Annotated in this window: 17 protein-coding genes; 11 read left to right on the top strand and 6 right to left on the bottom strand. The window is 37.4% G+C overall.

Annotation, left to right across the window (positions count from 1 at the left end; genetic code table 11):
- Positions 1–414: 414 nt before the first annotated feature.
- The gene (gene katG / locus NBX25_RS13550) at positions 415–2,691 is read right to left on the bottom strand and encodes a catalase/peroxidase HPI (protein ID WP_123910187.1); all 2,277 of its coding nucleotides are present in this window, start codon (positions 2,689–2,691) and stop codon (positions 415–417) included.
- Between the two features lie 501 nt (positions 2,692–3,192).
- On the opposite strand from katG, the gene NBX25_RS13545 reads away from it, so the two are divergent.
- Both NBX25_RS13545 and NBX25_RS13540 read left to right on the top strand, forming a co-directional pair.
- Positions 3,193–3,660: a heme-binding domain-containing protein gene (locus tag NBX25_RS13545; protein ID WP_250254006.1), complete on the top strand. Its 468-nt coding sequence runs from the start codon at positions 3,193–3,195 to the stop codon at positions 3,658–3,660.
- A gap of 5 nt (positions 3,661–3,665) precedes the next feature.
- The gene (locus NBX25_RS13540; protein WP_123910185.1) at positions 3,666–4,076 is read left to right on the top strand and encodes a thiol-disulfide oxidoreductase DCC family protein; all 411 of its coding nucleotides are present in this window, start codon (positions 3,666–3,668) and stop codon (positions 4,074–4,076) included.
- 136 nt (positions 4,077–4,212) lie between these two features.
- On the opposite strand, the gene NBX25_RS13535 is transcribed toward NBX25_RS13540, so the two are convergent.
- Positions 4,213–5,652, bottom strand: coding sequence for an alpha-amylase (locus NBX25_RS13535; RefSeq protein WP_123910184.1), 1,440 nt, complete (start codon positions 5,650–5,652; stop codon positions 4,213–4,215).
- 187 nt (positions 5,653–5,839) lie between these two features.
- On the opposite strand from NBX25_RS13535, the gene NBX25_RS13530 reads away from it, so the two are divergent.
- Positions 5,840–6,508 carry a DUF4290 domain-containing protein gene (locus NBX25_RS13530; protein WP_123910183.1) on the top strand — a complete coding sequence of 223 codons (669 nt, stop codon included), beginning with the start codon at positions 5,840–5,842 and terminating at the stop codon, positions 6,506–6,508.
- Positions 6,508–7,815, top strand: coding sequence for a UDP-N-acetylglucosamine 1-carboxyvinyltransferase (gene murA / locus NBX25_RS13525; RefSeq protein WP_123857510.1), 1,308 nt, complete (start codon positions 6,508–6,510; stop codon positions 7,813–7,815). The genes NBX25_RS13530 and murA overlap by 1 nt, the downstream gene beginning before the upstream one ends.
- 434 nt (positions 7,816–8,249) lie before the next feature.
- Here the strand turns inward: murA and NBX25_RS13520 are convergent, their stop codons facing one another.
- Both NBX25_RS13520 and NBX25_RS13515 read right to left on the bottom strand, forming a co-directional pair.
- The gene (locus NBX25_RS13520) at positions 8,250–8,561 is read right to left on the bottom strand and encodes an NIL domain-containing protein (protein WP_123857511.1); all 312 of its coding nucleotides are present in this window, start codon (positions 8,559–8,561) and stop codon (positions 8,250–8,252) included.
- 313 nt (positions 8,562–8,874) lie between these two features.
- Complete coding sequence (locus tag NBX25_RS13515) at positions 8,875–9,507, bottom strand: YiiX/YebB-like N1pC/P60 family cysteine hydrolase (RefSeq protein ID WP_250254005.1); 633 nt, start codon at positions 9,505–9,507, stop codon at positions 8,875–8,877.
- A 120-nt stretch (positions 9,508–9,627) separates the two neighbouring features.
- Between NBX25_RS13515 and NBX25_RS13510 the strand changes: the two genes are divergently transcribed.
- Together NBX25_RS13510 and NBX25_RS13505 are read left to right on the top strand one after the other, a co-directional pair.
- Complete coding sequence (locus tag NBX25_RS13510; protein ID WP_123857513.1) at positions 9,628–10,329, top strand: response regulator transcription factor; 702 nt, start codon at positions 9,628–9,630, stop codon at positions 10,327–10,329.
- 16 nt (positions 10,330–10,345) lie between these two features.
- Entirely contained in the window at positions 10,346–11,713 is a 1,368-nt protein-coding gene (locus NBX25_RS13505; RefSeq protein ID WP_123910181.1) for an ATP-binding protein, read from the top strand.
- 211 nt (positions 11,714–11,924) lie between these two features.
- On the opposite strand, the gene NBX25_RS13500 is transcribed toward NBX25_RS13505, so the two are convergent.
- Positions 11,925–12,776, bottom strand: a complete 852-nt coding sequence (locus tag NBX25_RS13500; RefSeq protein WP_123910180.1) for an EamA family transporter — start codon at positions 12,774–12,776, stop codon at positions 11,925–11,927.
- A gap of 438 nt (positions 12,777–13,214) precedes the next feature.
- Here NBX25_RS13500 and NBX25_RS13495 point away from each other — a divergent pair, with 438 nt between their 5' ends.
- From NBX25_RS13495 to NBX25_RS13475, 5 genes are all read left to right on the top strand, one after another.
- Positions 13,215–13,913 carry an MgtC/SapB family protein gene (locus NBX25_RS13495; protein WP_250254004.1) on the top strand — a complete coding sequence of 233 codons (699 nt, stop codon included), beginning with the start codon at positions 13,215–13,217 and terminating at the stop codon, positions 13,911–13,913.
- An 11-nt stretch (positions 13,914–13,924) separates the two neighbouring features.
- Entirely contained in the window at positions 13,925–16,597 is a 2,673-nt protein-coding gene (gene mgtA / locus NBX25_RS13490; protein WP_250254003.1) for a magnesium-translocating P-type ATPase, read from the top strand.
- Positions 16,598–16,788: 191 nt separating this feature from the next.
- Positions 16,789–17,892, top strand: a complete 1,104-nt coding sequence (locus NBX25_RS13485; protein WP_250254002.1) for an efflux RND transporter periplasmic adaptor subunit — start codon at positions 16,789–16,791, stop codon at positions 17,890–17,892.
- Between the two features lie 65 nt (positions 17,893–17,957).
- Complete coding sequence (locus tag NBX25_RS13480; RefSeq protein WP_250254001.1) at positions 17,958–21,068, top strand: efflux RND transporter permease subunit; 3,111 nt, start codon at positions 17,958–17,960, stop codon at positions 21,066–21,068.
- On the top strand, positions 21,043–22,326 hold the full coding sequence (locus tag NBX25_RS13475; RefSeq protein WP_250254000.1) for a TolC family protein: 1,284 nt from the start codon (positions 21,043–21,045) through the stop codon (positions 22,324–22,326). The genes NBX25_RS13480 and NBX25_RS13475 overlap by 26 nt, the downstream gene beginning before the upstream one ends.
- 513 nt (positions 22,327–22,839) lie before the next feature.
- Here the strand turns inward: NBX25_RS13475 and NBX25_RS13470 are convergent.
- Entirely contained in the window at positions 22,840–23,295 is a 456-nt protein-coding gene (locus NBX25_RS13470) for a DUF1801 domain-containing protein (protein WP_123857521.1), read from the bottom strand.
- Between the last annotated feature and the right edge of the window lie 7 nt (positions 23,296–23,302).

Here is a 23,302-nt window from a genome sequence, read left to right as displayed (position 1 = left end):
CTTACATCGTTTCACAGATCAATAAAGGAACCTGCCATCACCGAGAAATAGAGGAAGATATCCTGGAAAAAATGTACAGTAATATTGAAAAAGAAATGGAATTAGGGAATATTGAGAAAATGGCCCCAAAAAAAACTTATTAAAAAAGTTTGAATATTTTCTTTATATTGACAATAAGGAAGTGAAACACTCAGATTTGGATTGCATACAGGAAGATTCTCATTTCTTTGTGAATGTCGAGGCCCCAAAATCAAATCAGAAGATTATTATAAAAGGATTATTTACTGAATTATTTGAAGATAATAATAAGAATCCCGGTCAGAATGAAATTTATGTTCTGGATACATTAAAATAATAACAAAAGCAACAGGCTGCCTTGGAAAGGCAGCCTGTTTATTATTAATATTAAAAAAATTAAGCTAAGTCAAATCTATCCAGATTCATCACCTTCGTCCAGGCAGATACAAAATCATTGATAAATTTACCTTGTGCATCAGCACTTCCATATACTTCTGAAATTGCTCTTAGCTCAGAGTTCGATCCGAAAACAAGATCTGCACGGGTAGCTGTCCATTTTGGCTGACCTGTTTTTCGGTCTGTTCCCATGTATATTTCTTTATCTTCTGACATGGCCTTCCATTGGGTTCCCATATCCAAAAGGTTAACAAAGAAATCATTAGTAAGAACCCCTGGACGGCTGGTGAATACCCCATTTTTTGAACCATCAAAATTAGTATCCAAAGCACGCATTCCTCCTACCAAAACAGTTAATTCCGGAGCAGTAAGAGTTAATAACTGTGCTTTATCAATTAATAAGGATTCTGTAGAAACAGTGAATTTCGTTTTCAGATAATTACGGAATCCATCAGCGGCAGGTTCCAGATATCCCATAGATTCTATATCAGTTTGTGCTTGAGAAGCATCCATTCTTCCTGGTGCAAAAGGGACTTTCACCTCATGACCAGCATTTTTTGCAGCAGCTTCTACAGCTGCACTTCCTGCTAAAACAATTAAATCTGCTAAAGATATTTTCTTACCTCCATTTTGAGCATTAAATTCATTTTGAATCCCTTCCAATACTCCTAAAACTTTCTGTAATTGAGCTGGATTATTGACTGCCCAGTTTCTTTGAGGCTCTAATCTTACTCTTGAACCATTAGCTCCTCCTCTCTTATCACTTCCTCTGAAAGTGGAAGCAGAAGCCCAAGCTGTTGAAACCAGTTCAGAAATAGTCAATCCAGAGCTCAAAATTTTCGCTTTAAGTGCTTCAACATCGGCATCATTAACCAATTCATGATCTACTTCCGGAATAGGATCCTGCCAGATTAGTTCTTCCTGAGGAACATCCGGTCCCAGATAACGGGCACGAGGTCCCATATCTCTGTGGGTTAATTTAAACCAAGCTCTTGCAAAAGCATCTGCAAACGCATCTGGATTTTCATAAAAATGTCTTGAAATTTTTTCGTACACCGGATCTAATCTTAATGAAAGATCGGTTGTCAACATAGTGGGTCTATGCTTTTTATTAGAATCAAATGCGTCAGGAATGATTTCCGCACCGTCTTTTGCTACCCATTGGTGAGCTCCGGCAGGACTTTTCGTCAGTTCCCATTCATTTTCAAATAAATTTTTAAAGAAATAATTGCTCCATTGAGTCGGAGTTTCTGTCCATGTTACTTCTAAACCACTGGAAATAGCATCTCTTCCACTTCCGGACTTATAGCTACTTGACCATCCTAATCCCTGCTGTTCAATTCCGGCGGCTTCCGGTTCTTTGCCAACATGATCTGCCGGACCAGCACCGTGGGTTTTCCCAAAAGTATGTCCACCTGCAATTAAAGCTACAGTCTCCTCATCATCCATCGCCATACGTCCGAAAGTATCTCTGATGTCTTTAGCTGCTGCAATCGGATCAGGGTTTCCATCCGGTCCTTCAGGATTTACATAAATTAGTCCCATCTGCACCGCTGCCAATGGATTTTCAAGGTTTCTTGAGTGAATGTCTCCATCTGCTTTATCATCGGTAGGAAGAACCGCAGAATGTCCTTCAACGACCCCTTCAGAACCGTGAGCATATCGTAAATCTCCACCTAACCATGTTTTCTCAGATCCCCAATATACATCTGCATCCGGTTCCCATACATCTGGACGTCCTCCTGCAAATCCAAAAGTTTTGAATCCCATAGATTCAAGGGCTATATTTCCTGTAAGAATTAAAAGGTCTGCCCATGATATATTTCTTCCGTATTTCTGTTTAATAGGCCATAATAGTCTTCTTGCCTTATCAAGGCTTACGTTATCCGGCCAGCTGTTCAATGGGGCAAAACGCTGTTGTCCTGCTCCAGCTCCACCTCTACCATCGCCTACACGATAGGTTCCGGCACTGTGCCAGGCCATACGGATAAATAATGGTCCGTAATGACCAAAATCTGCCGGCCACCAATCTTGTGAATCTGTCATTAACGCGTGAAGATCTCTTTTCACTGCTTCAAGGTCAAGGCTTTTAAATGCTTCTGCATAATCAAAGTCCTGATCCATAGGATTAGACAGTGATGAATGCTGGCGCAAAAGATCTACTCTTAACTGATCCGGCCACCAATCTTTGTTTTGGGTACCTTCACCTGCTACATTCTTCTTCATTGTTCCGTTGTGAAACGGGCATTTACTGATGTCATTCAAATCTTTTTCCATTGTCGTTTATTTATTTTTTATATTGATTAATACAGCTTAAGTAACTTCTTTATTGTAAGGACATGACAAACTTACAACGTTCATTCAATAAATACAATCTATTAATAATTATTTCAATGATAGTTAAAAACTATAACAAAACAGCTCCGACAGCATCTGAACTATAGACACAATTGTGGTATTAAGTTAGTCATTTTTTAAATCCATTGGGTTACCTCTGCTCTATTTAGAATAACTCAACGTAAGAGAAAAAAGCAGGAAGGGGGAGGCTGAAAAATTGAAACTTTCTTGTAGTAAGAAAACAACTTTACAAATTCATTTTGTTGATTCGCTTTTTTTCCAGTAACAAAAACTTCACTTGTTCAGCTCTGGCATCAACCTAACCTTCTCATAAAAGAACATCTAAACCTAGTCTTCAAGTACCTCCCGATCCCATCTTCCAACTTTCAGTCTCACCATTAAAAAATTAACTATCTTTATAATCCACAAACATAAATTTCTATGAAAAAAGTACTCATCATTCTCCTTGTAGCCTTTATTATCATTCAGTTTTTTCCTATCGATAAAACCAATCCACGCCCTACACCCGGCATGGACTTTTTGAAAATAAAAAATACTCCTGAAAAAGTAGCTAAGATCATCAGGACATCCTGCTATGACTGTCATTCCAATGAGACTAAATATCCGTGGTATGCTGATATTTCACCCGTCTCATGGTATGTAAAAAATCATATTAATGAAGGCAGAAAGCATCTTAATTTTTCTACCTTTGCAGTATATGAACCTCAAAGACAGCTTCGTAAGCTTGAAGAGTGTATAGAAATGGTGGAGAAAAAAGAAATGCCGCTTGAATCCTATTATATCGGACATCAGGATGCCAAGCTAACCGATGAACAGCGTGCAGATCTTGTGAAGTATTTCAAACAAGCCAAAGAAGACACAGAAAGAAGGATCATGTTTAATAAATAAAAGTTGTGGAAAACTGGGAAAACAAACATATTGTATTTTTTGACGGAGATTGTGGAGTCTGCAATTTCTGGGTGCAATGGATTCTGGAAAGAGATACCAAAGACCAATTTATGTTTGCTTCACTTCAGTCCGAATTCGGACAGCAGTTCTTATCAGAAAGAGGTTTAGAATCAAAAGTTTTCAACACTTTATACCTTTGGAAACCCAAACAGTATTATTTCATAAAATCCAGAGCGGTCCTCCAAATTGCCAATATTTTAGGCGGAATTTATAAACTTTCAGCTATTGGTAAAATAATGCCAGCCTTTCTGAGTGACAAGGCTTATGATGTTATTTCTAGAAACAGAATGAAACTGGCTAATCAGAAATGTTTTCTTCCGGATCAGCATCAGAAGAAAAAGTTTATTCAGGTATAATTTCCCACAGATTTCACATCTACACAGATGTTTATATTATTCATAAGAATCTGTTTAATCAGCAAAATCTGCGAGAGATTATATTATTTTGAGTTCAGAATCCGACACTCATTACTCATTACTCATTACTCATTACTTATAAATTAAGCGACCACACAGAATAGCTATTCGGAGGGCACTGAATTTTCACCCGTTTATCTCCTTGTGTTGTAGGATACCAGCTTGAATTTCCGGTAAAATCCTTAATCTGCTGATTACTCCAATTCGTATCGATCCATCTTTCCTGCCAGCTTGATGAGGTGTTAATATAAACCACAAGTCCCGGATTCCCATTGTAACCGTTACGTCTTGCGATATATTCATCATTATCTGTATATAAAATAGAAGTGGTTCCTGTAGCTTTATTGTTGTGAATCCAGATCAGGTTGTTCAGCCTTTCTTTATTCAGCCATTCTTCATAGTCTCTGTAAAAAATAGTAGGATATCCTTCATGGGTTAGAATGTAAGCATAAGCAGGCATTTTATTATAAATGATATCCGTATCATGATTGGCAACGAAGGTCACCGCTTTGTACGGGTTTCTTTTCCACATCATATCATCATTAAGTACATTCAGATTTCCGTTATCGAAAGCTTCATCCATTTTATAATAAGCAGCAAAATCAAATACGGAACTATTGGCATTATTGGCCCACCATTCTAAGGTATTCACATTAGAGTCCCATAATTCACCAACAGAGAAGCCTCCTACTTTAGAATTCCAGGTATTCACAACCCAAGGTCCGAATCCTTTCACATAATCGAATCTCCAGCCATCAAACTTCATTACATTTTTATAATATTTTGCGACAGAATCATCTCTTCCCCACAACCAATCCTGTACATGTGGATTGGCATGGCACAAATCCGGGAATCCACCAAAGGAACCTTCATCATTATTTCCATAAGCATTTTTATAAAAGTCATTGTAGTTTCTTTGAAATTTTCCGGAAGCAACTCCTGAGAAATTAGTCCAGGTATTAGTTCCGGTAAATGGATTGGCTTCAGACTGACCGCCACTGTTGTGATTGATAACAATATCAGCATAGACCTGCATATTTTCTGCATGGGCCTTTGTAATCAATGCTTCCAGTTCTGTTCTTGATCCAAACCGGGTTTCTGTACTTCCGTTCTGATTAAAGTTTCCGAAATCATAATAATCTGTAGGGTCATATCCCATCGAATAGGCTCCGTTTTGGGCTTTTGAAGCCGGAGGAAGCCACACAGCGCCAACTCCGGCATTGGACCACGCCGTTAATTTATCTTTAACAGTATTCCACCAATTTCCTCCATCGGGAACATCCCAATAGAATCCCTGCATGAGAACGCTGCCACCAGGACCTGCCACAAACTTTGCCTGCGCTGATCCAGATCCAGTTCCCGTACTGAATGGTCTTCCGTCATGATGGGTTACATTTACTATTTTATCATGTACCTCTTCCTTCTTCACGGATTTTGTACTTAATTCATCGTTATTCTGGCAGGAGCCAACAAGCGCTAAAGCCAGTAGGGAAAGAATAAAATGTGTTTTTTTCATTGGAATATTTAATTATCAATATGACAGCCAATTTACAGTTTTATTAAAAACAAATTCAAAATAAGGAGAAATATTTTTGTTTTAAATAATAATTCAAAGAGAATTGGATCTGAAATTTTCATTAAAAAATCATAAATTTTTAAGATTCTCGAAACAATTTTTCTTTTAATCCATATATTTGCATACTATGGAATACAATACCCAAAAAACTCAGCTTCATATGCCGGAATACGGCAGAATTATACAACAGTTGGTTGAGCGCTGCAAAGAACTTCCTACCAAAGAGGAAAGGAACGAAATGGCTATGGCAATCATCGATTTTATGGGTCAGAGAAACCCACAACTTCGCGACGAGGAAAATTATAAACATAAACTTTGGGACCATCTTTTTATTCTTGCTAATCATGATCTGGACGTAGAATCTCCTTATCCGTTCCCTACCCCGGAACAATTGGCAGAAAAACCTAAAAGAATGGAATATCCAAAACTTCAAGGTGACTTTAAGTTTTATGGAAAAAGTATTCTTCAATTGATAGAAAAAGCAATAGAACTGGAAACAGGTGATGAAAAAGAAGCCCTTATCGAGGTTATTGCCAACAATATGAAGAAATCCTATAATGTTTACAATAAAGAACACGTAACGGATGATGTTATCTTCAGACACCTGAAAGAATTGTCTGAAAACAGGTTGGATCTTACAGGAATTGACTCTCTTGAAAAAAGTAAGATTTACTACACCAGCAATAACAACAACCGAAATAATAACAATAACAACAATAGGAACAGTAACAATAAGAATAATAACAACCAACCTAATAAAAGAAGGCATAATAACAATCATAAAAACAGAAAATAATGAGTGGAACATTTCAAATAAGAGGAGGGAAAAGACTGCAGGGTGAAATAACTCCACAAGGAGCCAAAAATGAGGCTCTACAAATTTTATGTGCAGTGCTGTTGACTGATGAGGAAGTAAGGATTAAAAATATTCCGGATATCCACGATGTAAACAGATTGATTGAAATTCTTGGAGACTTCGGTGTAAAGGTTACTAAAAATGGTCATGGAGACTACACTTTCCAGGCTGATAAGGTAAACTTCGACTATATAAAATCCAATGAATTTAAAAAAGACGGAGCCAAACTTCGTGGATCAATTATGTTGATGGGTCCTATGTTGGCACGTTATGGAGAAGCTTATATGCCAACTCCCGGAGGTGACAAAATCGGAAGAAGAAGATTGGATACCCATTTCCAGGGATTGGTTGAACTTGGTGCTGAATTCCATTACGACGAAGAAGAATATTTCTATTCTTTAAAAGCGAAAGAACTTACAGGAAAATTCATCTTATTAGAAGAAGCTTCTGTGACCGGAACAGCTAATATTGTAATGGCTGCCGCTTTAGCAAAAGGCAAAACAAGAATTTATAACGCTGCCTGCGAACCTTATCTTCAGCAATTATGTAAAATGCTGAACAGAATGGGAGCTAATATTTCAGGAATCGGATCTAACCTTCTTACCATTGAAGGAGTAGATTATTTAAGAGGTACGGAACATACCATGCTTCCTGATATGGTGGAAATCGGATCATGGATTGGTCTTGCTGCCATGACGAAATCTGAAATCACCATCAAAAATGTAAACTGGAACCAATTAGGAGTTATTCCTAACACCTTCAGAAAACTGGGAATTGAGCTTGAGCAAAGTGGTGATGATATTTATATTCCTGCTCAGGAACATTATAAAATTCAGAAATTTATTGACGGATCTATTCTTACCATTTCTGATGCTCCATGGCCTGGATTCACCCCGGATTTATTATCCATCATCTTAGTTGTAGCTACACAGGCAAAAGGAAGTATCCTGGTTCACCAGAAAATGTTTGAATCCAGATTATTCTTCGTAGATAAATTAATTGATATGGGAGCTCAGATCATATTATGTGATCCACACAGAGCGACCGTAATCGGATTAAACCAGGAAGCTCCGTTAAGAGGAACAACAATGGTTTCCCCGGATATCAGAGCCGGAAATGCCCTTCTTATCGCTGCTCTTTCTGCAGAAGGAAAATCTATTATCCACAACATCGAGCAAATCGACAGAGGATATGAAAACATCGATGGAAGACTAAAAGCACTTGGTGCCGATATCGAAAGAATCTAAACTTATTTTTATTACATAGAGCGTTCAGAAAAGTCTGAGCGCTTTTTTATGACTATATCTCACCATTCTAACATAAGCTTCGTTAAATCAATTTTAATTGATTATTACTTTGCTTCCTTAGAATATAAGGTTTGGAAATAAAAATTTGCGTTTACAAAATAATACAAGTTCTTTTTAGAACCACTCCGTCAAAAATTCAAAGAATTTTTGACACCCCTCCTCCGGAGGGGAATTTTCGCTCCTTCAATTGTAATCTTTGACAACATTGAAAGTTGACCCTGGAAAATTTATTCTTTATTTCATCTTTTTTCATATTAAAATATCTTTGTAATCTGTTTGATCTGCGAGATAATAAAAAATTATTCAGAATAAAATAAAAAGTGCCCGGTAAAAGAACCAGACACTTTGAGTAATTAAAACTATATGAATCTCCCTTAAAAATACTTTCGGCAGAGATATTCTACCGTTGTATTCAAAAGTTTATTTTTATTCAGATAGACTTCCAGTTTTTGATAGTCTTCTGAATTGACATTAATATACAACTGTACCGAACCAAAACTATATCCGTTCACATACTCCACATTCGCTGATAACACTCTATGACATATCCCCATTTGATTATAGATGGTATTCATTAAATGCTCAAATTTCATTTTGCCATTCAATTCTATTTCCAATAATAATTCTTTTTTAGGCAGGTTCAGTTTATTTTGAAAAACCTGCAGGCTTGGGTTAGGTGTAATCATTGCTAAACATTTTGGGTTAGTACTCAGATCATATTGCGCTCTGCATTTAAATCTGTCACAAAAATATAAAAAAATATTAGTACACCAAATTAGTAGACTAATATTTTTTAAAAATTAACATAAAAAAAAGAAGCCATTAAGCTTCTCTATATTTTACTCAGATTCGGTATGCAATGAGGTCAGAGACTGGAAGTCATGAAATGACAAACATCAATAACACTCTTTTCTATCATTCCTGATACGACCTAATTCCGGCCTTCATAAGTAATATCAACAATAATAGCTTCCGGCATCTCTCCTCCAGCATCCAGCCTTAAAGGTCACCTACTCTTTCTATTTTTTCAGATCCGGCCAATCCGTTCGGATTACAACCAGGCTCTCCTTCAGGAACTTTAAGGTTCTTCTTAGTATAAAATCCTTCCCAGAATGCATTTGTTTTTCCTGTCTTAGGATCAATGAATGTCATAGGTTCTAATTTAAAAATGTGATCATTCCGAAAAGCTCTTTCCACAAAATCTGAACAGTAATAAGAATCTTCATCCAAAATATAGTTGAAATTATAAGGCTTTCCCAACATAGAATGAGCCTTTTCAATAGCAACAGGAATTGATTTCTGATATTCGGGTTTCAGACGATAGACTACAACATTTTGCTGATCCCTTTTTTGATCTTTGACAAAATCCTTGAGAGTTTGCTTTTGGGAACCCCCTTTTGGAGCAGCATGCAAAACAAACAAATTCTTTCCTTCTTTTTCAAGAATACCGATATGATCGAAAGAAGCTATTTTCTGCTTTTGGGTAACATTATTAATGGCTCCGGAAAGTCCTGTTTCTTTAGCTGTAACAAAAAGTAAATCTCCGTTTTGAAGCTGGATAGTATTTTGCTGGGTAGTACATTGAGTCAAAAACAGCACTAATAAACATAAAATGCCCGCAATTCTACTCATTTTTTTCTTAAATTCTAACATTCAATTATATCTATTCCGCCAAAATTACAAAATAGAATTCATTACATTTGTGAAGAATATCACTTCACCTTTTCACTCACAAACACTTCACCTATTCTTATGCCTCATATTTTATTAGTAGAAGACGATGACAGACTTTCCAAGCTTATCACAAAAGGACTTCAGGAAGCTGAATTTGAAGTAAGTACAGCATATGATGGATCAACAGGACTAAAACTGGCATTGCAGAAAAATTATGACCTTGTAGTCACTGATATTGTTTTGCCTAAAAAAAGTGGTCTGGAGTTTTGTAATGAAATAAAAGCTCTGAAACCTAATCTTCCGGTCATAATGCTTACAGCTTTGGGCACTACGGACGACAAATTGGAAGGATTTGATGCCGGTGCCGACGATTATATGACCAAGCCTTTTGAAATGCGTGAGTTGGTGGCGAGAATTAATGTCCTTCTAAAGCGTTTTTCACAACAGAGACAGCAAAAAGTTTTTGTCCTTAAATATGAAGGGATTGAAATGAATCTGGAACAGAAAACGGTAAGCAGAGATCATGTTCCTATCAAACTGACCCCTAAAGAATTCAACCTTCTCAAATTTATGATGGAAAACTCAGAGAAAGTACTTTCCAGAAGTGAAATTGCAGAAAAAGTATGGGAAACTCATTTTGATACCGGCACTAATTTTATTGATGTGTACATCAACTATATCCGAAAAAAAATTGATAAAGATTTTGAGAATAAGCTGATCCATACCAAAGCAGGAATGGGTTTTATTCTTAAAAAAGGATATGAAGAACACCAACAATAACTTATACTTATAAGGCATGAAAATAAGAACCCGGCTTACCCTACTCTTTACCTTTGTCACGGCTATGTTGATGATATTTTACGGTATTGCAGTATACTATTCTTCGAGTGAAGCCAGGGAAGTTTCATTTTATGCCCAACTCAGAAACGAAGCGGTAGCAAAAGCCAATCTTTTTTTTCAAAGTACATTAAGTGAAAAGGAAATGCACCGTGTATACAAGAATAACACAAAAACAATTAATGAAGTTCAGGTAGCCATCTATGATCCTGAGTTCAATCTGGTCTATCATGATGATTCAAAGGTAGATTTTGTTAAGGAAGATCCGAAAATGCTTTCCAGTATTCTAAAAAAGAAAGACATCAGTTTTTTCATTGATGATCTGCAGGCTATAGGAACCATCTATTCTCACAATGGAAAGGAATATTTGGTAACCGCTGCGGGGTACGATCAATATGGTTATAAATCAATCAATCATCTTCTTACCATCAGTATTATTGCCTTCATTAGTATTTTAATATTAATTTATTTAGCCGGAATATTTCTTTCAAAAAAAGCATTGAACCCGCTAAGTGAAATGGTTCATCAAATAAAGAATATCACTGCCGGGAAATTACAACTGCGCTTAAAAGCCACGGGTGAGAAAGATGAGCTTAATGAACTGGCTGAAAATTTCAACGGAATGCTTGAGCGCCTGGAAAATTCGTTTGATGCTCAAAAACATTTTGTATCCAATATTTCACACGAACTGCGTACCCCACTATCTGCTATTATTACAGAACTGGAATTCTCTTCTGAAAAGGAACAGACCCAGGAAGAATATCAACAGACTATTCAATACGCTTTGGATGACGCCCGTAATATGGTAAAGTTATCCAATAGCCTGATGGATCTTGCCAAAGCCAGCTATGATCCTAATGAAATCAGTTTTTCAGAAGTACGATTGGATGAAATTTTATTAGAATCTTATTCGAAAATAATAAAGGAAAATACAGAATATAAAGTTTCATTGAATATTGATAACGCTATAGAAGAACATCAGCTTGTTGTGCAGGGAAATGAATATTTGTTACAGGTTGCTTTTAATAACCTCATCGATAATGCCTGCAAATATTCGCCGTTCCATACCTGTCTGATTGATGTAAAAGTAAATACCGAAAACCTTCTGATCCGCTTTATCAATACAGGAATTACCATTTCACAGGAAGACTTACTCCATATTTTTGAACCTTTTTACAGAAGTGAAGCCTCCAAGCAGGAAAAGGGGCATGGAATTGGGCTTTTTCTGACTGAGAAAATTATTCATCTTCATCACGCAACCCTCAAAGTAACATCTGAGAATAATGAGACTGTTTTCACAGTGATATTTGATATTGAAACAGCTTAATTTTTTTTATCTGACAATATTTTGAACCGCAAAAGACACAGAAGTTTAGAAATTATTGATTTTCTTGTGTTCGCAAATATCTGTGTACAATAATCAAGAAATCTGTGTAATCCGTTCAATCTGCGAGACTAAAATATTTTTACCAGATTTTATGCAATCATCTGTGAAAATCCGTGTAATCTGTGGGAAATAAAATTAATCTTCTTAGAAATTAATTATGAGAGGTCGCCGTTTTATTGAACATTGTAGTTCCTATACTGGCAGCAATTACACAGCTAATAGAAATCCACTGTAAAAAAGATAACTCTTCAGCAAGGAAAACTAATCCTGAAAGGGCTGCAAATGCAGGCTCCAGGCTCATCAGGATACTGAATGTCTTTGCAGGAAGCTTTTTTAAAGCCATCATTTCTAAAGAAAACGGTAAAGCACTTGATAAAATAGCGACTCCCAATCCTTTGACAAAAATAGTTGGTGTAATATTAAAGACCGCTCCATCCCATATTGTGAAAGGTATAATTACCAGACTGGCAAATAACATTCCTGTGGTTACGGCATCTTTTCCATCCATTATTTTAGAAACTTTCCCGCCCATTACAATATAAAGAGCCCAGAATATTCCAGCGAGAAAAGCTAATCCCAGCCCTAACAAATCTATATGATCGCTCTTCCAGGGAACAATAAGCAATATTCCTACACAGGCTAATAATGCCCAAACTACATCCAATAACTTACGGGATAATGCCAATGCTAGAAACAAAGGACCTGCAAACTCTACGGTTACGGCCAATCCTAATGGAATTCTTTGAATCGCCATATAAAAAATAAGATTCATTGCAGCCAATCCCACTCCATACATTGCACAATACTTCCATTTTTGTGGAGTAAACTGTAAAAATTTAGGACGATTGATGATAGTAAGCAAAATAGCAGAAAGTACAATCCTCAAAGTAACGGTTCCAATAGCTCCAATTGCCGGAAAAAGCTGCTTGGCAATAGATGCTCCACCCTGTACACAGATAATGGCTAACAATGTGGCAGGAATCGCTAAGTTTGAATTTTTCATTTCTAAAATATATAATTTATAAAGACAACTTTTGGTTTGAAACCGGGAGATAAAACAAACTTTATTGTATAAAGCTGAATTATTGCCAAATGTATTGAAATTTTATCTTAAAAAATGGTTACAGATGAGAGCTTTAATTCTAATCTGTAACCATTGATAAATCTACGAACAGTATCAACCTTAAATAGAACTCATTAAAAACATGATTCTGCTTATATTTTTTATTTTAAAAAGTGTCATCATTATTTTCTCTAATATAATTCTAATAACATTCTAAAGCTTTTCTAACAGGTGAAAAAAGCCAGTTCTACTACTTTTGCAGTGTAAAAAATAAAGCACATGGACGCAGATCCTTACAGTTATTATCAATCTTAAAAGCTTTAGTTGTACTCACTTTTCCCGTACAGCTTTACAAGCTTTATAAAAAAAGGAAAAGTTATGAATACATTCGAATTTACTCTTCGTCTTTTCACGGCATTTGCTTTGGGTGCCAGCATAGGTTTTGAAAGACAATGGCGTCAAAAAAGCGCCGGTCTCCGAACCAATACTCTGGTATGCCTTGGCTCCGCAGCATTTGTTCTTCTCTCTATCCGGATCGGTGGTGATGCCACAGGCAGAATAGCTTCTTATATCGTCAGTGGTATTGGCTTTTTAGGAGGTGGAGTTATCATGAAAGATGGACTTACCGTAAGAGGTCTTAATACCGCTGCCACCATCTGGTGCTCTGCATCAGTAGGAGCACTCTCCGCATTAGGACTTCCTTTGGAAGCTGCTATTACCAGTGGTTTTATTATCCTCACCCATCTTATTCTCCGACCATTGGGAGTAAAATTAGGGAACAATATCAGCAGCAGAAATCACTACACCGAATATCTACTCAGCATCAAATGTAAAAGTGAGGTAGAAAATCATATCCGGGTACAACTCATGCAATCATTAAGTGGAAATGATAAAGTACTACTGAAATCTCTTACCAGCGATGATAACGGTGTTCCGGAAAACGCCATTATCACGGCAGAAGTTCATTCTTCTACACCACAAGACAGTTTTATGGAAAAAACCGCCAGCAGACTTACTATTGAAGATAAAGTTATCAAGGTAAGCTGGGAAATTATAGGTACTGAAAATGATTTATAACCATTGAAGCCATGTTAAAAAAATCTTCCAACAAAAATCTCAATTCAGCCGCTCTTGTTAAGTTAAAAGAAGCCGCTTCAGAGAACGAAAAAATGGTTTACGCTATGCTGGAAACTTCAGAAGAAGGCCTTAGCGAAAACACAGTGAAAGACCGTTTGAAAATTTACGGTAAAAATGAAATTGCTACTCAAAAAGCCCCCTCATGGCTGAAGCAATTTGCTCATTCTTTCTTTAATCCCTTTAATTATATATTAGCATGCATTGCTGTAATTTCCTTATTTATCGATGTAATTCTCGTTCCTGAAGGAGAGAAAGATCTAAGTACAAGTATTATTATTTCTGTAATGCTATTGTTTAGTACTGTTTTAAGATTTATTCAGGAATTTCGGAGTAATAAGGCAGCAGAAGCATTGAAAAAAATGGTAAAAACAAGCTGTCTTACCAAAAGGAAGTTCAAAGAAAGTGAAGAAATAGAAATCACTGAAATAGTTTCCGGAGATATCGTGATTCTTTCTGCCGGAGATATGGTTCCTGCCGATTGCAGAATTTTGAAAAGCAAAGATCTATTCATCAGTGAATCTATTCTCACAGGAGAAGCATTACCTGTTGAAAAAAATGCATTTCCTATCCGTGATGCCAAAAACAGGAATCCACTTACCCTTCAAAACATCTGTTTCATGGGAACCAATGTAGTCAGTGGATCAGCTACGGTTGTGGTTGTTAACACCAGCATTTTCACTTATTTCGGAAGCATCAGCAGAAGCCTGGTTTCCAAAAGGCCTGAAACCGCATTTGATATCGGAGTCAACAAAGTAAGCTTTTTACTGATTCGGTTTATGCTGGTCATGACTCCTGTCATTTTCCTTATCAATGGATTCGTGAAAGGAGACTGGATGCAGGCACTCTTATTCGCCATTGCAGTGGCAGTAGGACTTACTCCTGAAATGCTGCCTATGATTGTTACTGCTAACCTTGCCAAAGGTGCTGTAAATATGAGTAAGAAAAAAGTAATCGTTAAAAGATTGAATGCCATCCAGAATATCGGCGCTATGGATATTCTCTGTACGGATAAAACCGGAACCCTTACCCTTGATAAAATCGTTCTGGAAACTCACCTCAACGTGCGTGGTCTTGATGATGATGAGGTTTTGAAATGGGCTTACCTCAACAGTTTTCATCAAACCGGCTTAAAAAACCTGCTGGATCAGGCTGTTCTGGATCATGCAGAAGTCCACAATCTCATGAAGGCTGATGAACTCTATCTGAAAGTAGACGAAATTCCTTTTGATTTCGAAAGAAGAAGAATGTCTGTCATTCTGAATACTTCAAAAGGAAAACACCTTATGATCTCAAAAGGAGCGGTAGAGGAAATGCTGTCTTTGTGTACATATGCTTTAGATCCGGGTGATGACCACAGCCTTCATATAGAGAATGACAATATCATTCCGTTAGATGACCTTATGAAGGAAAAAATCATCAGAATGTCTGAAAAGCTCAATGCAGAAGGGCTTCGTGTCTTACTGGTTGCCATCAGAGAATTTGAAGGAGATCATCCACTCAATTATTCTGTTGCAGATGAAAATCACCTCATCCTTACCGGTTTTATTGGATTTCTTGATCCCGCTAAACCTTCTGCAGAGCCAAGTATCAAAGCCCTGCATAAATTAGGTGTTGAAGTAAAAGTAATCACCGGAGATAATGATATTGTTGCGAAAAAAATATGTCATGATGTAGGAATTCCCATCAATACCATCATGCTTGGTGATGAACTGGAGAATATGAGTGATGAAGAACTCAGCAAAGACATGGATTTATATTCCGTTTTTGCCAAGGTAAGCCCATTACAAAAGCAACGCATTGTAAAAATATTAAGATCCAAAGGTCATACTGTAGGATTTATGGGTGACGGAATCAATGATGCAGCAGCTATAAAAGAAGCAGACGTTGGAATTTCTGTCGATACCGGAGCTGATATAGCCAAAGAAAGTGCAGATATCATTTTGCTCGAAAAAGACTTAATGGTACTCAGAAGTGGAGTTATTTATGGAAGAAGAACATTCGGGAATATTATTAAATATATAAAAATGACAGCCAGCAGTAATTTTGGAAATATGTTCAGCATGATTGGCGCCAGTGCATTGCTGCCATTTCTGCCAATGCTGCCGCTGCAAATTCTGACTCAAAATCTGTTGTATGATATTTCACAATCCTCTATTCCCTGGGATACGATGGATAAAGATTTTCTGGAACAACCCAAAAAATGGGAAGCTGACAGTATTAAAAAATTCATGCTTTATATTGGTCCTTTGAGTTCCATTTTCGATTATATGACGTTTGCTGTAATGTTTTTTATTTTTAAAGCCAATACACCAGAACATCAGAGTCTATTCCAGACCGGATGGTTTGTAGAAGGACTGTTGTCCCAAACTTTGATTGTTCATATTATCAGAACCAAAAAGATTCCATTTATCCAAAGCTGGGCTGCTGCACCGGTTGTTGCCCTAACGAGCTTAATCATGTTGATTGGAATCCTTATTCCTTTCACCCCATTGGCAGGATATCTGAAAATGCAGCTTTTACCTTTAAGCTATTTCCCTTATCTGATAGGAATTCTTACAGGATATTGCATCCTTACTCAATTTGTGAAACAATGGTTCATTAAAAAATTCGGACAATGGCTATAATTCCTCAGAAATACCATCCTTTCTAATGGTATTCTAATAGCATTCTAAAGGTTCTCTAACCGGCTATCAGAAAGGATAGAAATACTTTTGCAACGGCAAAAAACAAGCATTTAAGGTATTTTAAATAAATATCACACTGTATTGATATAAAAAGAAAATTAGAATTAAATTAGTGGTTATAAACATCTTATATGAGAAAAGCAGTATTCACAATAGTACTTTTGACATTTATTACCTCTTGTAAAAATCCCAAAAGTGAAGATTCTCAGGATCAGGATCTTCTGGTAAAAGGAGAAAATGTAATCGTCCCTGAAAACAACCCAGTATTCAAAAAAATAAAAACAGAAGTCGTTTCTGAGCAGGAACATAGCGACGGAATCGTTTCAGCAGGAACCATTCAGGCTATTCCCAACCATTATGCTGAAATTGCCAGCCCCTTTTCCGGAAGAATTACAAAATCATTCATTCAGCTTGGACAAAATGTTTCAGCAAACAGCCCTCTCTTTGAAATCCTTTCCTCTGATTATTTTTCAGTTCAGAAAGATTATACAGATGCCCTGAATGATGTACAGCTCGCAGAGAAAAATTACAGACGTCAGCAGGATCTGGTAAAACATGGAGTTGGGATTCAGAAAGAACTTGACGAGGCAGAAACCGATTTCAAAAATAAAAAAACATCCCTTTCCAATGCTTCTTCTGCATTGAAAGTTTATAACAGCAAAGGCGGAGGTATCGGAAGTCCCCTTATTGTAAGAGCCCCAATTAACGGAGAAATTATTTCCAATAAAATTGTCAACGGCCAATTTCTAAAAAGCGATGCAGACCCTGTCATCATCATTGCAGAATTATCCAAAGTTTGGATTTCCGGAGATGTAAAGGAAAAAGATATCCGTTTTGTCAATATCGGAGATCATGTTTCGGTAAAAGTAAGTGCTTATCCGGACAGAAATATCACAGGAAAAGTGTATCACATCAATGAAGTCGTAGATGAAAATACCCGAAGTATAAAAGTCCTTATCGAATGTGATAATCCGGACAGAAAACTCAAACCCGGTATGTATGCAACTGTCAATTTTGCTACGACTCCTCAAAAAACAGTTATGATTCCGATCAGTGCACTCATGCAGCAGGACAGTTCTCAATATGTGTGGATCAAAACAGGCAAGAATCAATTTGCCAAACGTTCAGTAACCACCGGAGAAGCGGATCAGAAAATGATCAGAATCACTTCCGGATTAAAAGTGGGAGACACCATCATGACCGAGGGTGGAATTTATATGCTGGATGCGAAATAATGTAAAATGAACTGATGTAAAAAGTACAATACACATCTGTACTGTACATAATATCGATTAAGAACATGAAAAAACTTTTGACAATCTCTATACAGAAGAGGTGGCTGATGTTGGCACTCTTCCTTTTACTGGGGTTCTTTGGTTATTATTCCTGGACCAAATTATCCGTAGAAGCTTATCCTGACATCGCTGATGTAACGTCGCAGGTGGTTACCCAGGTTCCCGGGCTGGCTGCTGAAGAAGTAGAACAACAAATTACCATTCCTTTGGAAAGGGCTCTTAATGGTCTTCCTGGAATGCATGTTATGCGAAGCAAAAGTACCTTTGGACTCTCCATGATTACCATGGTTTTTGATGATGGGATAGACGACTATTGGGCGAGACAACGTATTCAGGAGAGGCTTACAGATGTTACTCTTCCTTATGGTGCACAGCCTGGTCTTGATCCTCTCACCTCTCCTATCGGCGAAGTATACCGTTATATTATTGAAAGTAATAATCATAGTTTGCGGGAACTTACAGATTTACAAAAATTTGTAATTATTCCACGCATCAAACAGGTTTCCGGGATTGCAGATGTGACCAATTTTGGAGGAATTACTACCCAATTTCAGGTGGAATTAGACCCTCATAAACTCGAACAATATGGTCTTTCATTATCAGAAGTTACCGAAACCATTTCAAAAAATAATGTGAGCGCCGGAGGAAGTATGCTTCCCCGTGGAAACTTAGCGTATGTGATTCGGGGAATAGGTCTTGTAAAAGATTTAAATGACCTTGGAAAAATTGTAGTAAAAACTGAAAACGGGGTTCCGGTATTTCTGAATGATGTAGGAACATTGAAATACGGAAATCTGGAACGAAAAGGAATTCTGGGATATACAGACAGAAAACGAAACTATCCTGAAAGTGTAGAAGGAATTGTTCTCTTATTAAGAGGTCAAAACCCATCACAAGTATTAGAAGGTGTTCATGAGGCGATTGATGAATTAAACAATGAAACGCTTCCTCCCGGTGTAAAAATTCATCCTTTCCTTGACAGAACAGACCTTGTAAGTACTACCCTTCACACGGTTTCCCATACCCTTACTGAAGGAATTGTACTCGTTATTATTGTCCTGATAGTCTTCCTGGGAAGCTGGCGAGGTGCTTTATTGGTGGCTATTACCATCCCGCTTTCTTTATTATTTGCATTTATTTTAATGCATTTTACCAATATTCCTGCTAACCTTCTTTCGCTGGGAGCTATTGACTTCGGGATTATTGTAGACGGAGCCATTGTAATGCTTGAAACCATTCTGAAAAAAAGGGAAGAGAACCCTGAAGAAGCATTAGAAGAGAAAACAATTACCCAAAGAGTAATTGAAGTAGCAAAACCGATCTTCTTTTCTACCATCATTATTATCACAGCCTATCTTCCACTATTCGCATTCGAAAGAGTAGAGAAAAAGCTGTTTACGCCGATGGCATTTACAGTAGGGTATGCTTTACTGGGTGCTCTTGCAGTAGCATTGCTCCTTATTCCAGGTCTGGCTTATGTGATCTATCGGAAACCACAAAAAATATATCACAACAAATGGCTGGAAAAAATAAGCGCAGCCTATGGGAAAAGAATCGAAAAAATAATGCTAACCCCTAAAAAAGTAATGATCCCGGTAACCATCGTCTTATTATCAGCAGGAGTACTTTCTTATACTGTAGGAAAAGACTTCCTTCCCGAGCTGGATGAAGGTTCTATCTGGCTACAGGTACAGTTACCTCCGGGTATTTCCCTGGCCAAAGCAAAAGAAATGAGCGATACCCTACGTGCCAAAACATTAAAACATTCTGAAATTACCTATATGATGGTTCAGGCTGGCCGCAACGATGACGGAACCGATCCATGGACCGCTTCTCACTTTGAAGTTTCTGTAGGAATAAAACCTTACGATCAATGGCCATCCGGGAAAACCAAAGCAGACCTCATTAAAGAATTAGCTGCTGATTACAAAGAAATGCCGGGGTTTACAGTAGGATTCTCACAACCGATGATTGATGGAGTAATGGATAAAATTTCCGGGGCACACAGTGAACTTGTTGTAAAAGTATATGGAGAAGATTTCAAAGAAACCAGAAGAATTGCTGAAAATGTATTATCTACCTTAAACAAAATTCCGGGATCTGCTGACCTTGCTATTGACCAGGAACCTCCTCTACCTCAGTTGCAGATTATTGCAGACAGAGACAAGATTGCTCAATATGGATTAAACGTGGCTGATGTGGCTGATCTTATTGAAGTCGCTTTAGGCGGAAAAGCCATCTCGCAAATCTTTATCGGTAATAAAGTGTATGATATTTCCTGCCGTTACACTGAAGACAGCCGTGATACTCCTGATAAAATAGGAAACCTGATGCTCACCTCAGCTTCAGGGGCAAAAATTCCATTATCTCAGGTTGCTGAAGTAAAATTAAGTACCGGAGAAAGTACCATCACCCGTGAAATGAACAAGAGGCATCTTACCGTTAAACTGAATTTAAGAGGAACAGACCTTTCTTCTTTCCTGAAAAAGGCTCAGGACAAGATTGAAAAAGACATCAAATATGACCATGAAAAGTATCAGATTAAATGGGGCGGACAGTTTGAAAATCAAAACAGGGCTTATTCCAGATTGGCGTTTATTGTTCCTTTGGCATTGGCTATTATGTTCCTGTTATTGTATGGAGCGTTTGGAGATTTCAAACAGGCATTGGTATTGATGTCTATTGTTCCGCTGGCATTATTTGGAGGAATGCTTGCTCTTAATATACGTGGAATGTCTTTGAACGTATCGTCTGCCGTAGGATTCATTGCCCTTTTCGGAGTCGCCATTCAGAATGGTGTGATTATGATTTCCCATATCAATGACCTCCGTAAAAAAGGATACGATTTGAAACTTGCTGTCATTAAAGGAGCAAAGGATCGTTTCAGACCGGTATTGATGACCGCAACAGTAGCAGTAATCGGATTATTCCCCGCCTCACTAGCAACCGGAATCGGTTCGGATGTACAACGACCGTTGGCTACTGTCATTGTGTATGGATTAATGTTCTCTACTATTTTAACACTATTCGTTCTTCCTGCTATCTATTTTATGGCAGAACGTCGCAACGAAAAACAAAATTTAGAATCAGATGAAGCACTTACATATGAAAATTAGAGTATACTTTATCATAGGAGTGACCTTATTACTCAGTATGACGAATAAGGTACAGGCACAGGAAAAAGAAGTTCTGAATTTTGAAGAATATCTAAGCCTTGTCGGAAAGAAAAATCTGGGATATGCCGCTCAAAAGTACAATATAGGCATGGCAGAAGCTTCCATTCAGACAGCAAGTATGTTTCCGGATCCGCAATTGGATCTAGAAACAACCAATAATGGGATTAAAGAAAATATGGGATACGTATATGGAGCTTCCATTGGCTGGACCCTTGAACTGGGAGGCAAAAGAAAAGCAAGAGTAAACCTGGCTAAGGATCAGTCTGAATTAAGCAAAATTCAATTACAGGATTTTTTCAGAAATCTTCGTGCTGATGCTACTTTAGGTTATTTGGAAGCATTAAAATCTAAAGCAATCCTCGAAGTACAGCAGGATTCTTATAAAAATATTCTACAGCTTGCTAAATCTGACAGCATACGTTATCGCCTGGGAACAATATCTCTGGTCACTTCAAAACAGAGTAAATTGGAGGCTGCTTCCCTTCTCAATGAGATATATCAGGCAGAAAGCGCAGAGCAACAAGCAATCACAGGATTAGCTGTATTTCTCAGCGATGGCAAAATAACAGATAGAGATGTTGCCGGGGACTTTAATGCTTTCAATAGAGATTTTAATATTGATGATCTGATCATTCAGGCATTAAATACAAGAGCAGACCTACTGGCTGCCAAACAGAATACGCAAGTAGCCAAAAGCCAGATCAACCTTGAAAAAGCAAACCGAAAAATAGATCTTGGCATCAATGCCGGGGCAGAACGTCACACTGAAGCTACGAATGAAATAGCTCCCTCACCAACTGTAAATGCAGTAAAATTAGGGCTCAGTATTCCTTTGAAGTTTTCCAACAGAAGAAATGCAGGCGTGAAAATAGCAGAAATGGCTCACTCACAGGCAGAACTTGAATACCATCAGATAGAACAGGGAATACAGGCTGAAGTCATGCAGGCTTATCAACAATACATAGCCACCCAGAAACAGGTAAAACAATTTCATAACGGAATGCTTACTGAAGCGAAAAGTATATTGGATGGCATCACCTACAGTTACAAAAGAGGAGAAAGCTCTATTCTCGAAGTACTGAATGCTCAAAGAACCTATAATGGAGTAAGAAAAGATTATTATCAGGCCCTTGCAGATAATGCAACAGCTTTGATCGAGCTGGAACGCAGAGCTGGAATCTGGGATATTAATTTTTAAAAGAAAGGAAGTTGGAAGATGGAGGTTGATTCAGTCGGAAAATAACTCAAACTCCTATTAATTAACCTTTTCAAAATTGAGAATTGATTCCATTAAAAGGCTGAAAGAAAGTCAGTAGCACGACAAGTACTTTCCTAACTTCCTTTCTCTAACTCCCAGCCTTCAACAAATAAACCAAATGACATCAGTCTTCCTCATTCAAAAAAAGCCCTGAATCTTATAGATCTCGGGGCTTTTTGAAATAAAATTTGACAATTATATCTCCTTTATTTATACCTCTTGTCATTCTGACGTAGGAAGAGTCCCGTAAATAGTTAGATTATTCATTTCTAATTTGTTACATTCAGAATAACACTACCAAATAACAAATTTTAAAATGAGCATCGAACCTTATCCAATTAACAAACAACTGAGGTTTCAATTTTAATGTCTTAAAATTGAGATTATTTTCCATCAAAAGACTTAAAGATGCCAGTAATGATCCAATTACCTCCGGATTCCAACTTTCTCCCTTTACTTTTTATACTGAGACTCATAAATGCCAATCCAATCTTCTACCGTCATTTTTCCACTCAACTCTGCTATTAAATCAAAAGGAATATCTTCCGGCTTTTTGAAGCGTACACAGGATTTTCCCATATCCAGCTTTTTCTTGGAATGTTTAGGATATTCAGCAACAAACCAATCCAAAAGTTCGGGACGGGAATACAATCCCATGTGGTACAATGCTATAAAATTCTTTTGTGAAGCCAGATTGATAAAGGGTAAAGGACTTCCTGGTGTACAATGATACCCCGCAGGGTAAGTTTTCAAAGGAACAACCCAGCCTAGCATTCCATAATTGGTTGCTTCTTCAAAACCTTTTGGAAGATTGTCATTAATCACATCAAAAAGTTTTTTAAAGGATTCCTGTCTTTCCTCCGGAATCTTTGAAAGATAGTCTTCCAGAGAGTTTGATATAATTTGCATTTTCAGT

It is taken from the genome of Chryseobacterium sp. Marseille-Q3244 (genome assembly GCF_940807095.1).
In the GTDB taxonomy this organism is placed as follows: Bacteria; Bacteroidota; Bacteroidia; order Flavobacteriales; family Weeksellaceae; genus Chryseobacterium.
The sequence above is the reverse complement of the archived record's forward strand: the minus strand, read 5'-3'. Positions and strand labels throughout refer to the sequence as shown.

What these genes read in the sequence shown, in the direction of transcription:
- murA (WP_123857510.1), top strand. Translation starts at nt 6,508, where the DNA reads ATGAGTGGAACATTTCAAATAAGAGGAGGGAAAAGACTGCAGGGTGAA.
- NBX25_RS13475 (WP_250254000.1), top strand. Translation starts at nt 21,043, where the DNA reads ATGAAGCACTTACATATGAAAATTAGAGTATACTTTATCATAGGAGTG.
- NBX25_RS13470 (WP_123857521.1), bottom strand. Translation starts at nt 23,295, where the DNA reads ATGCAAATTATATCAAACTCTCTGGAAGACTATCTTTCAAAGATTCCG.
- NBX25_RS13545 (WP_250254006.1), top strand. Translation starts at nt 3,193, where the DNA reads ATGAAAAAAGTACTCATCATTCTCCTTGTAGCCTTTATTATCATTCAG.
- NBX25_RS13530 (WP_123910183.1), top strand. Translation starts at nt 5,840, where the DNA reads ATGGAATACAATACCCAAAAAACTCAGCTTCATATGCCGGAATACGGC.
- NBX25_RS13495 (WP_250254004.1), top strand. Translation starts at nt 13,215, where the DNA reads ATGAATACATTCGAATTTACTCTTCGTCTTTTCACGGCATTTGCTTTG.
- NBX25_RS13535 (WP_123910184.1), bottom strand. Translation starts at nt 5,652, where the DNA reads ATGAAAAAAACACATTTTATTCTTTCCCTACTGGCTTTAGCGCTTGTT.
- mgtA (WP_250254003.1), top strand. Translation starts at nt 13,925, where the DNA reads ATGTTAAAAAAATCTTCCAACAAAAATCTCAATTCAGCCGCTCTTGTT.
- NBX25_RS13520 (WP_123857511.1), bottom strand. Translation starts at nt 8,561, where the DNA reads ATGATTACACCTAACCCAAGCCTGCAGGTTTTTCAAAATAAACTGAAC.
- NBX25_RS13515 (WP_250254005.1), bottom strand. Translation starts at nt 9,507, where the DNA reads ATGAGTAGAATTGCGGGCATTTTATGTTTATTAGTGCTGTTTTTGACT.
- katG (WP_123910187.1), bottom strand. Translation starts at nt 2,691, where the DNA reads ATGGAAAAAGATTTGAATGACATCAGTAAATGCCCGTTTCACAACGGA.
- NBX25_RS13485 (WP_250254002.1), top strand. Translation starts at nt 16,789, where the DNA reads ATGAGAAAAGCAGTATTCACAATAGTACTTTTGACATTTATTACCTCT.
- NBX25_RS13500 (WP_123910180.1), bottom strand. Translation starts at nt 12,776, where the DNA reads ATGAAAAATTCAAACTTAGCGATTCCTGCCACATTGTTAGCCATTATC.
- NBX25_RS13510 (WP_123857513.1), top strand. Translation starts at nt 9,628, where the DNA reads ATGCCTCATATTTTATTAGTAGAAGACGATGACAGACTTTCCAAGCTT.
- NBX25_RS13505 (WP_123910181.1), top strand. Translation starts at nt 10,346, where the DNA reads ATGAAAATAAGAACCCGGCTTACCCTACTCTTTACCTTTGTCACGGCT.
- NBX25_RS13480 (WP_250254001.1), top strand. Translation starts at nt 17,958, where the DNA reads ATGAAAAAACTTTTGACAATCTCTATACAGAAGAGGTGGCTGATGTTG.